The organism is Mycobacterium intermedium, from assembly GCF_002086275.1.
Classification (GTDB): Bacteria; Actinomycetota; Actinomycetes; order Mycobacteriales; family Mycobacteriaceae; genus Mycobacterium; species Mycobacterium intermedium.
In genome coordinates this window covers 1-11687 of record NZ_MVHT01000132.1, presented here as the reverse complement: position 1 = coordinate 11687, position 11687 = coordinate 1, and the positions used below count along the sequence as shown (strand labels likewise).

The 11687-nt window shown below is 71.0% G+C and carries 2 protein-coding genes and 1 pseudogene; 2 read left to right on the top strand and 1 reads right to left on the bottom strand.

All coding sequences use genetic code 11. The features are described from left to right. Positions 1–938 (bottom strand): annotated as a pseudogene (locus BST27_RS31870) (hypothetical protein); the annotation flags it as partial. Between the two features lie 24 nt (positions 939–962). On the opposite strand from BST27_RS31870, the gene BST27_RS34675 reads away from it, so the two are divergent. Further along, a complete protein-coding gene (locus tag BST27_RS34675) occupies positions 963–6905 on the top strand; it encodes a PE family protein (RefSeq protein WP_170062381.1) in 5943 nt (1980 codons plus the stop codon). Between the two features lie 25 nt (positions 6906–6930). After that, on the top strand, positions 6931–11687 hold a 4757-nt coding region (locus tag BST27_RS35135; protein ID WP_139805421.1), incomplete at its 3' end, for a PPE family protein.

Sequence of the window (11687 nt, the reverse complement as noted above, 5' to 3'; positions counted from 1 at the left end):
GCTGCGGCCGCGTTGGCGGCGCTGATCGTTGAACCGATACTGGCCACGTCCCCGGCCGCTGATGCTGTCAAGTCGGGGGCAAGGGCGGGGCGGGCGGCCAGGGCGGCGACGGTGGTACCGGCGTCGGCTTCGGCCTCGACGGTGGCCAGGGTGGCACCGGGGGTCAGGGCGGCAACGCCGGCGCCGGTGGCAATGCGGGCACCGGCGGCACGGGTGGCGCGGCTGGGGCGGCCGGCACCGGCGGCGACGGTGGCCACGGCGGCGACGGCGGCGACGGCGACACCGGTGCGACAGGCCTGAACGGCGCCCAGGGCGGCACCGGCCGTGCCGGCGGCCAGGGCGGCGCCGGGGGCGCCGGCGGCAACAGCGGCGCCGGCGGCACCACTGGGTCCGGTGGGACCGGCGGCGACGGCGGGACCGGCGGCATAGGCGGTAACGGTGGATCCGGGGTCGGCTTGGGCAAGTCGGGCGGCGCGGGCGGTACCGGCGGAAGCGGCGGCAACGCCGGCGCCGGGGGTCTGGCGGGCACCGGCGGCAGCCAGAGCGGCAGTGCCGGCGCGGCGGGCAACGGCGGCAATGGCGGTCAGGGTGGAAATGGGGCTGCCGGTGATGTCGGGGCCGCCGGAGTCGTTGGGGGCAAGGGCAGCACCGGCCATGCGGGCGGCGCCGGTGGCCGCGGCGGTGCCGGTGGGAGCAGCGCCGGTGGGAACTACGGGACCGGCGGCGCCGGTGGCAACGGCGGTACCGGCGGTACGGGCGGCGCCGGCGGTTCCGGCGTCAACTTCAGCGTGGCGGGCGGGGCCGGCGGCGACGGTGGCGTCGGTGGCGCCGCTGGAACTGGCGGCCTGGATGGCACCAACGGACTCGGCCAGGGCGGCACGGTCACCGCCAAGTCCGGCGTCGGGGGAGTCGGCGGGAATGGCGGCGACGGCGGTCAAGGAGATAAAGGGGCCGCCGGTGTCGTGGGCGGTAAGGGTGTCAATGGTTATGCGGGCGGCGCGGGCGGCAATGGCGGCAGCGGCGGCAGCGGTGCCGGAGGAACCAACGGCAACGGCGGTAACGCCGGCAATGGCGGCGCCGGGGGCGCGGGTGGAGCCGGTGGCACCGGCGTCGGCTTCGGTGTGGCCGGTGGCGCCGGCGGCGATGGCGGCGCGGGCGGGAACGCCGGCGGCCTCGGCCAGGCCGGCACCGGCGGCACCGGCGGCGTCGTCGGTAAAGCTGGAAACGGCGGCGCAGGCGGCGCCGGCGGCAGCGGCGGCAACGGCGACGCGGGGGTCAATGGCGCCAACGGCGGTCTTAACGGCAAAGCAGGATTCGCGGGTGGTGCTGGCGGCAAAGGCGGGGACGGGGGCAGCACACTTGCCGGCGGCCTGAATGGTGCCGGCGGCAAGGGCGGCAGCGGCGGTAGCGGCGGCCAGGGTGGCAACGGCGGTACTGGCCTGGGTTACGGCGTCGACGGCGGTAAGGGCGGTGCAGGCGGTGCCGGTGGCAACGCCGGGGCAGGCGGTGGGAGTGGCTCCGGCGGCAGCGGCGGCGGCAGCGGAAACTTCGGCGACGGCGGCCACGGCGGCCAGGGCGGAGACGGCGGCGACGGCAGCATCGGTACCACCGGCAGCGCGGGCAAGCAGGGCTTCCAGGGCCACGCGGGTGGCGAGGGCGGCAAGGGCGGTGCCGGTGGTAACAGCGGCAGCGGCGGCACGGATGGCGCTGGCGGCAAGGGAGGCAGTGGCGGTACCGGTGGCCAGGGCGGCCAGGGCGGATCCGGCCTGGGCTTGGGTGTCGACGGCGGCGCCGGCGGCGTGGGCGGCGATGGCGGCAACGCGGGGGCCGGCGGCGACAGTGGCGTCGGAGCCGGCAAAGGCGGCGGCAGCGGAAACTTCGGCAATGGAGGTAAGGGCGGTCAGGGCGGCACCGGCGGCGACGGCGGCCTCGGCACCACCGGCAGCCCCGGAAATCAAGGCAACGAAGGTCGTGCTGGTGGCGCCGGCGGTATCGGCGGCAAGGGCGGCAACAGCGGCTCGGGCGGCCTGAACGGCAACGGCGGCACAGGTGGGACGGGCGGCAGGGGCGGCACCGGCGGCGATGGTGGCAATGGTGTTGGCTTCGGCGGCAATGGCGGGAAGGGTGGCACCGGTGGCGTCGGTGGGTACGCCGGCGGTGGCGGCGGCGCCGGGGTTGGCGGCGTCGGCGGTGACGTAGGCACCGCCGGCACCGGCGGCGTCGGCGGCGTAGGGGGCAACGGCGGCAACGGCAACGTTGGAACCAGCGGTATTAACGGCCTCACCGGGCAAAACGGCGGCAGCGGCGGCCAGGGTGGTTTGGGCGGCGAGGGCGGCTCCGGCGGTAAGGGCGGCGGCAGCTTCGCTGGCGGTGCCAACGGCGACGGCGGCAGCGGCGGCAAGGGCGGCAAAGGAGGGCAGGGTGGCGCCGGCGGTGCCGGATCTGCCGGCCTCGACGGCGGTGCTGGCGGCACCGGCGGGAACGGCGGCGGCGCCGGTGCAGGCGGGGCCACCGGCACGGGCGGCACCGTCGGCAACGCCAAAGCCGGGGCGGTCGGGGTGGGCGGCACCGGCGGCACGGGCGGCACCGGGGGTGTCGGTGGCGCCGGCACCAACGGCGGAGTCAACCAAGCCGGCGGCATCGGCGGCCGCGGCGGCGGCGGCGGGACCGGCGGCGTGGGCGGCGACGGCCATGGCGGGTTCAGTGGCGCGGGTGGCGCCGGTGGCAGCGGCGGCAGCGGGGGCGTGGGCGGCAACGCCGGCAACGCCAACGGGCAGAACGGCCTCAATGGCGGAGATGGCGGCGCCGGCGGCGCGGCCGGCAACGGTGGTAATGCGGGCGACCCGGGCATCGGCGGCAGCAGCGGCGAAGCCGGCTTTAACGGAACCGGCGGCACGGGTGGCGCCGGCGGTACTGGGGGCCAGGGCGCCACGAACGTCGCAGGCGGGACGACCGGCGGCCGAGGCGGTAATGGCGGCAACGGCGGCGTCAACAGCGGCGGCCACGGCGGAGGCACCGGCGGCGCCGGCGGCAACGGCGGCAACGGCGGTATCGGGGGCGCCGGGGTTGACGGCGTCATCAACCAGGCGGGCGGCAACGGCGGCACCGGCGGCGCCGGCGGGGACGGGGGCAGTGGCGGCAGCAGTGACGCCGGCGGGACCAAAGGCAGCGGCGGCATCGGCGGCACCGGCGGCGCCGGCGGCCGCGGGGGCAACGCCGGCAACGCGTCTATACAAGACGGCTTGAGCGGCGGCGCCGGCGGTACCGGTGGCGCTGCCGGCCACGGTGGGAATGTCGGCGGCGGCGAAGGTAAGGGCGGCGTCGTCGGCAGCAACGGAACGGGTGGCACCGGCGGGGCCGGGGGGACCGGCGGTTTGGGCGACATGATCCGAGGCGGCAAAGGCGGTACCGGCGGTACCGGCGGCACCGGGGGCGCCAACAGCGGTGGCTTCGGCGGTGGGGCGGCCGGAAGCGGCGGTGCCGGCGGCACCGGCGGTGCTGGCGGCACGGGCGCTGACGGCGGACTCAACCAGGCGGGCGTGGCCGGTGGTCTGGGCGGCGCCGGCGGCACCGGCGGCAAGGGCGGCTTGAACACCGCTACCGGCCCGCGCGGCGAAGGCGCCAACGGCAACGGTGGTGTCGGCGGGACCGGCGGCGCCGGTGGAAACGGCGGCAACGCCGGCCCGACCCAGGGGCAGAACGGCTCGGCTGGCGGCGATGGCGGTAACGGCGGTAAAGCTGGCACCGGCGGGGCCGGCGGCGACACAGGCATCGGGTCTAAGGGCGCGAACGGACTGAACGGCGTTGGCGGCACCGGCGGCCGGGGCGGCAATGGCGCTGCCGGTGCAACGAACCCCACTGGGGGGACCATTGGTGGAGTAGGCGGCAAAGGCGGCAACGGCGGCGACACCGGTGGCGGCAACGGCGGCGGCAGCGGCGGAACAGGTGGTGCCGGCGGCAACGGCGGTGCCGGCGGCAACGGCGGCAGTGGCGTAGTCAACCAGGCGGCTACCGAGGGCGGCACGGGCGGTGCCGGTGGCGCAGGCGGCAAGGGGGGCAACAGCGACCTCACTGGCACCAACGGTGCCGGCGGCACGGGCGGGAACGGAGGCGTAGGTGGCACCGGCGGCAACGGCGGGGACGGTTCCATACAAGATGGCCTGCCTGGCGCCAAAGGCGGGAACGGCGGCAACTCGGGCGTCGGTGGCGCCTCAGGTGAGGGCGGCAACGGAGGCGGTGTCGGCAGCAACGGCGTCGGTGGCACCGGCGGCAAGGGCGGCAACGGCGGCGTGGGCGACACGATCAGAGGCAACGACGGCGGCGCCGGCGGCGCTGGCGGCAACGGCGGGAACAACACGGGCGGTTTCGGCGGGGCCGCCGGTAACGGTGGGACGGGCGGCAACGGCGGCGCGGGCGGCACCGGCGCTAACGGCGGAACCAACAAGGCAGGTGTGAACGGCGGCAACGGCGGCACTGGTGGTGCCGGCGGCGTCGGCGGCGACAGCATTGGCACCGGGCTCAACGGTTTTGGCGGCGCCGGTGGTAATGGCGGTAACGGCGGCAACGCCGGCGACGCCGGCCCGACCAGCGGCCAGAACGGCAGTAACGGCGGTAACGGCGGTAACGGCGGCGACGCCGGTGTCGGCGGCGCCGGCGGGACCAATGGCATTTCCGGCAGCGGCGGTCCCGGCGTTAACGGCGTCGGCGGCAACGGCGGCAAGGGCGGCAACGGCGCTGCGGGCTATTCATTCCCCCATGGCGGCACCGTCGGAGGCGCCGGCGGCAAGGGCGGCGCTGGCGGCAACAACCTCGGTGGTGTGTTCGGCGGGGCCGCTGGCAACGGTGGCGCCGGTGGTAATGGCGGCGATGGCGGCGTCGGCGGGAACGGCGTCAGCCTCGGCGAGTCCGGCACCAGCGGTGGCGTAGGCGGTGCCGGCGGTGCCGGCGGCAACGGCGGCAACAGCATCAGCACCGGAACCAACGGCACCGGCGGCGCGGGAGGCAGCGGCGGCACGGGCGGCATGGGCGGCACCGGCGCCGTCGGCAGCGTGGGCGGCATGGGTGGCTCGGGCGGTGGTGGCGGCACCGGCGGTGACGCCGGCGTGGGTGGCGCCGCGGGCACGGGCGGCAGCGGCGGGACCATTGGCCTCAACGGCAACGGCGGCAACGGCGGCAGGGGCGGCAACGGCAACGCCAGCGGCTTCGCCGCCGATGCCGGTCCGAGCGGCAATGGCGGCACCGGCGGCAACGGCGGCAATGCGGTCGGCGGCGCAGGCGGCGGTGTCGCCGGCAACGGCGGTGCGGGCGGCGATGGCGGGGCGGGTCAAGCCGGGGCCGGTACGCCCTACTTCGGCGACGGCCGCGTCGGCGGCAACGGGGGCAATGGGGGCGCCGGCGGCAACGGCGGCAGCAGCCCCGTCGGCGGTGCCAACGGTAACGGCGGCGTCGGCGGCAACGGCGGTACCGGCGGCGTGGGCGGCGCCGGCGTAACGACGACGGTTGTGGGGGCCGTTGGCGGCGTTGGCGGCAATGGCGGCAAGGGCGGCGCCGCTGGTGTGGGCGGCAGCGCCGGTGCCGGTGCGGGTGTCGCCGGCATCGCCGGTGGCAACGGCCGCGGCGGCGATGGCGGTAGCGGCGGTAGCGGCGGCGGCGGCTACTTTGGCGTTCCGAACGGCACAAACGGCGGCAACGGCGGTAACGGCGGCGATGGCGGAGCGGGTGTCGGCGGTGTCGGCGGCGGCAACGGCGGTGCGGGCGGCGGCGGTGGTGCCGGTGGCCCCGCCTGGGAAGGGCTTGCTGGAAACGGCAACGGCGGCGCCGGCGGCGCCGGCGGCGCTGGGGGCGCCGGCGGGAAGGCAATCGACGGCGGCAACGGCGGCGTCGGCGGCGCCGGCGGCGTGGGTGGTTACGGCGGCGGTGGTAGTGCCAACGCCGGCGCTCATGGAGGCGCCGGTGGCCTGGGCGGCGTCGGCGGATCGGGCGGCGAGGCAATCGGCGGCGGCACTGCCGGGGCTGGTGGCGTCGGTGGCGCGGGTGGCGTTGGTGGCTACGGCGGCGCTGGCGGCCTGACTATCGACTTCGGCGGAAGCGCCGGCCAAGGCGGCACGGGCGGCGCCGGCGGCGTTGGCGGCGCGGCAAGCTTCGGCGGTAACGCCGGCGCCGGCGGGGCGGGCGGTCTGGGCGGTGTCGGCGGCGTCGGCGGCACTCCCGCCTCCAACGGCAGTGGCGGCGCCGGCGGCAATGGCGGCGGGGGCGGCGTCGGCGGTGAGGGAGGCCAGGGATTTAGTGGTGCTAACGCTGGCGCCGGGGGCGTCGGCGGAGCCGGCGGGACGGGCGGGACCGGCGGCGCAGGCTCAAACGTTAGCGGCGCCAGCGGCAACGGCGGTAACGGCGGCGCCGGTGGCGCCGGCGGCGAGGCGTCTGCAGGCGGCAACGCCGGCGCCGGCGGTGCCGGCGGCATGGGTGGCACCGGCGGCAAAGGTGCCGAGGGCATAGTTGCCACCGGCGGCGGCAACGGCGGCAACGGCGGTAAAGGCGGCGCCGGCGGCGTCGCGTACGACGCCAAGGCAGGCGGCAACGGTGGTGTGGGTGGCGCGGGCGGCACGGGCGGCACGGGCGGCGGCGGCGCCTTCCAAGGCGGCAGCGGCGGTAACGGCGGTAACGGCGGCAGCGGCGGCGCCGGTGGCGCTTCGCCCGACAGCACGGATAACGGTGGCGACGGCGGCAAGGGCGGCAACGCCGGAAACGGCGGCAACGGCGGCAACTTTTTCAACGGCGGCAGCGGCGGCGGCGCCGGCGGCACGCCAGGCAGCCCTGCCGCCGGCGGCGACGGCGGCGCCCCCGGCGGCCAGGACGGCCTTCCCGGCAGCTCTGGCACATCCGGGAACCCTGGAATCCAACAATGACGCGTCAGGCCAGGGCTGATGCCGGATGAATTTCTTCGTACTGCCACCCGAGATCAACTCGCTCCGGATTCTTTCCGGCGCGGGGTCGGCGCCGATGCTCTCGGCCGCCGCGGCATGGGAGGGGCTGGCCGCCGAATTGGCTTCGGCGGCAGCTTCTTTCGGGTCAGTGACCTCAGGACTTGCGGGGAGCTCATGGCAGGGTCCGGCAGCAACCGCGATGGCGGCCGCAGCCACCGAATACGCAGGGTGGCTGGGCACCGTGGGAGCCCAAGCCGCAGAGGCGGCAGGCCACGCCCGGATGGCGGCGGCGGTCTTCGAGGCGACGCTGGCCGCAACGGTGAATCCGGCGATCATCGCGGCCAACCGCACCCAAATGCGGTCCTTGGTCTGGTCGAATCTCTTCGGACAAAACGCCCATGGGATCGCCGCCACCGAAGCCGCGTACGAGCAGATGTGGGCACAGGACGTGGCCGCGATGTTCGGTTACCACGGCGGAATGTCTCACATCGTCTCGGCCCTAACACCTTTCACCAGGCCACTGGAGGGGCTCGCCGGCTTGGCGCTTAGTGCAGCGGCGGGCACGACAGCCGCGGAGGTCGCGCCCAGCGCAGCTGCGATCAACCTGGGTATCGGCAACATCGGCAATGCGAACGTGGGCGCGGCGAACCTGGGCGACTTCAATGTGGGGTTCGCGAATACCGGTAACGGGAACATCGGCTTCGGCCTGACGGGTAGTAACCGGATCGGTTTCGGCGACGCGTACCTGGTGCTCGGTGGTGCGGGTATCGGTCAGTTCGGTTTGGGTGGCCTGAATTCGGGTAGCGGCAACATTGGTTTGTTCAATTCGGGCACCAATAATGTGGGATTCTTCAACTCGGGGTCGGGCAACTTCGGCATCGGGAACTCAGGGCTGGGCAATACTGGGTTGCTCAATGTCGGGTCATGGAACACCGGTATGGTGAACACCGGCAGCTTCAACATGGGCAGTTTCAACCCCGGGTCATTCAACACCGGCAGTTTCAACTCGGGCAGCACAAACACCGGATATTTCAACACCGGAAATATCAATACAGGGTTGTTCAACTTCGGTGACATGAACAACGGTCTGTTCAATATCGGCGACTTGAACAACGGTGTGTTTTACAGCGGGGTGGGTCAGGGCAACCTCAACTTCACGGTCACGACGCCGGATCTGACACTGCCGCCGTTGCACATGCCGCCGATCACGGTGCCTGGGTTCAACTTGCCGTCGATTACGTTGCCGTCGTTGACGATTCCGGCGGCGACCACCCCCGCGGGGATCACGGTGAGCGGGTTCGGCCTGCCGCCGATTACGTTGCCGTCGTTGACGATTCCGGCGGCGACCACACCCGCGGGGATCACGGTGGGCGGGTTCGGTCTGCCGCCGATTACGTTGCCGTCCTTTACCATTCCGTCGCTGACCATCCCGGCCGGCATCAACATAGGCGCGTTCGACTTGCCGCCGATCACGTTGCCGTCCATATCTATTCCGGAGTTGACCACACCCGCCGGAATCATGGCGGGCGCGTTCGACCTGCCCCGGGTAAGCATTCCGTCGATCACCATTCCGTCGCTGACCATCCCCGCCGGTATCAGCCTGGGTGCATTCGATCTGCCCCGGCTGACGCTGCCGCCGATCGAAATACCCGCCCTGACGGTTCCCGCCGGTATCACGCTGGGTTCGTTCGATCTGCCCCGACTGAGCATTTCGCCGATAGCTATTCCCGCGTTGACGATTCCCGCCGGCATCAGGCTGGGTGCGTTCAGCCTGCCTCAGCTCACCATCCCCCCGATACACATCCCAAGCATTTCCACGGGTTCATTTACGACACCTCCTTTAAATATTTCCAATATCTCGGTGACGCTGCCTGCATCGGCGCCGATACCGTTGATTCTTTTCATTCCCAACAACCTGGACTTTGCGCAAACAGTTTCCGAGTTCTACCCTCAAATAGGTGGGGGGGTGTTGAATAAACAGGTCCAGACCGGCGGTCCTCCCGCCTACGTCGTACTCGGGCCCGCCACCATCAGCGGCATCGGCGTCAACGTCCCCTCCTTGACGATCCCGGGCTTCAATCTCCCCGCGCTGAGCACCCCCACGATCACCGTCCCGCCTATCGCGGTTCCAGGCTTCGAGTTACCGCAGATCATTACGCCTGCGATCACCACGCCGCCGATCACAATCGATCCGATCGGGGCGGCCGGTTTTGCGTTGCCGAAGATCACCACTCCGCCAATCACGACGCCGCCAATCGTCATCGATCCGATCGGGTTGAGCGGATTCAGCCTTGGTCAGATCACCACCCCACCGATCACGACGCCACCCATCACGATCGAGCCGATCAGCGGCGGCGTATTTGCCCTCCCACAGCTCGGCATCCCGGCGATCACGACGCCGCCTATCACGATCGATCCGATCGGGTTGGGCGGGTTCAGCCTGCCGGAGATTACGACGCCGCCGATCACCATCCCGCCGTTGACGATCCCGTCGATCGGGTTGGGTGGTTTCACGCTGCCGCAGATCAGCATCCCGGAGATCACCACTGCGCCCGTGACGATCCCGTCGGTCGGGTTGGGCGCTTTCACGCTGCCGCAGATCGGTATCCCGGAGATCACCACGCCGCCATTCACCATCCCGTCTATCGGGTTGGGCGCTTTCAGCACCTCGGCGTTGGTGGTGCCCAGCGTCTTCCTGCCGAGTACCACGATCACGGGTTTCGCGCTGCCGGGCGGGCCGGGTTATTTCAATACCAGCGACACGCCATCGTCGGGGTTCTTCAACACCGGCGGCGGCGGCAATTCCGGGTTCGCCAACAACGGTGCCGGCCTGTCGGGCTGGTACAACTCTAACCTGGCGGGGCTCTTCGGTGGATCGAACGCGCACGGCTCCGGCGGGCCGTCCTCCGGTGTTGTCGGCTTGGGCTCGGTGGTGTCGGGGCTGGTAAGCACCGCACTGTCGCCTGTCTCGTTGAGCCAACTGGGCAACATGATTTCCGGTAACGCCGGCACCGGCAATGTCGGCTTGGGAAATCTGGGGAACCTCAATGTGGGTGGGGCGAACCTGGGTGACTTCAACGTGGGCTTCGGCAACAACGGTGCCAGCAATGTGGGGTTGGCGAATACCGGGAGCGGCAACATCGGTTTCGGGTTGACCGGTGAGAACAAGATCGGTTTCGGCGACACCTATGTTGTTCTGGGTTCGGGTGAGTTCAGCCTGGGTGGCTCGAATTCGGGCAGCGGCAATATCGGGTTGTTCAACTCGGGCACCGGGAACGTGGGTTTCTTCAACTCGGGGTCGGGGAACTTCGGGATCGGAAACTCAGGGCAGGGCAATACGGGGTTATTCAACGCGGGAACGTTGAATACAGGCGCGTTAGATGTGGGGACAGCCAACACCGGGTTGTTGAACACCGGCAGCTTCAACATGGGCAGCTTCAACCCGGGCTCGTCCAACACCGGCAGCTTCAACCCCGGCAACATCAACACCGGATACTTCAACACCGGCAATATCAATACCGGGTTGTTCAACATCGGTGACATGAATAACGGCTTATTCAACACCGGCGATCTGAACAACGGCGTATTCCAGAGCGGGGTGGGTCAGGGCAGCCTGTATTTTGCGATTACCACGCCGGACCTGACGCTGCCGCCGTTGCACATCCCGCCGAACACGGTACCCGGGTTCAACCTGCCGGCGCTGACGTTGCCGTCGTTGACGATCCCGGCCTCCACCACCCCGGCCGGGGTCACGATCAGCGGGTTCGGCCTACCGCCAATCACCCTGCCGCCAATGACGATTCCCGCGGCGACCACCCCGGCGGGGATCACCATCAGCGAGTTCGGTATGGGCCCCATCACGGTGCCATCGCTTTCGATTCCGTCGCTCACAATCCCGGCCGGCATCAATCTGGGCGCCTTCGATTTGCCCCGGCTGCGTGTGCCGTCGATCGAAATTCCGTCGCTCACAATCCCGGCCGGCATCAATCTGGGCGCGTTCGATCTGCCCCGGTTGAGCATTCCGTCGATCACTATTCCGTCGCTGACGATCCCGGCGGGCATCGACTTGGGAGCGTTCGATCTGCCCCGGCTGAGCATTCCGCCAATCGAAATTCCTTCGCTGATAATCCCCGCCGGCATAACGCTGGGTTCCTTCGACCTGCCCCGACTGAGCATTCCGTCGATCACTATTCCGCCGCTGACGATCCCCGCCGGCACCACCGTTGGCGCGTTCCACCTGCCCCCGATCACTATTCCTCAACTAACGATCGGAAATATCAGCACCGGTGTGTTTATGACCCCGAAAATCAGTACGGGAGAATTGAGCATCAGTCTGCCCAGCCTCTCGGTTGAGTTCATCTTATCCATTCCTAACAACCTCGAGTTGGCGCAAACAGGTACGCCCGGTAACATTCCTCAAATCGGCGGGGGAGTCAAAAATGCCGAGAACCCGACCGGCGGTCCTCCGGCCTACCTACAACTTGGTCCGCTCACGATCAGCGGTATCGGTTTGGATTTGCCGTCATTCCCGGTTGGGGGGTTCAGTCTTCCGACGTTGACCATCCCTCCGATCGCCATTCCCTCCGTCGAAATTCCGGGTTTTGCGCTGCCCGAAATCAATACGCCGGCGATCACCACGCCGCCGATCACGCTCGATCCGATTGGGCTGGCCGGATTCGCGTTGCCGCAGATCAGCACGCCGCCGATCAGCACACCGGCGATCAGCATCGATCCGATCGGGTTGGGCGAGTTCAGCCTCGGCCA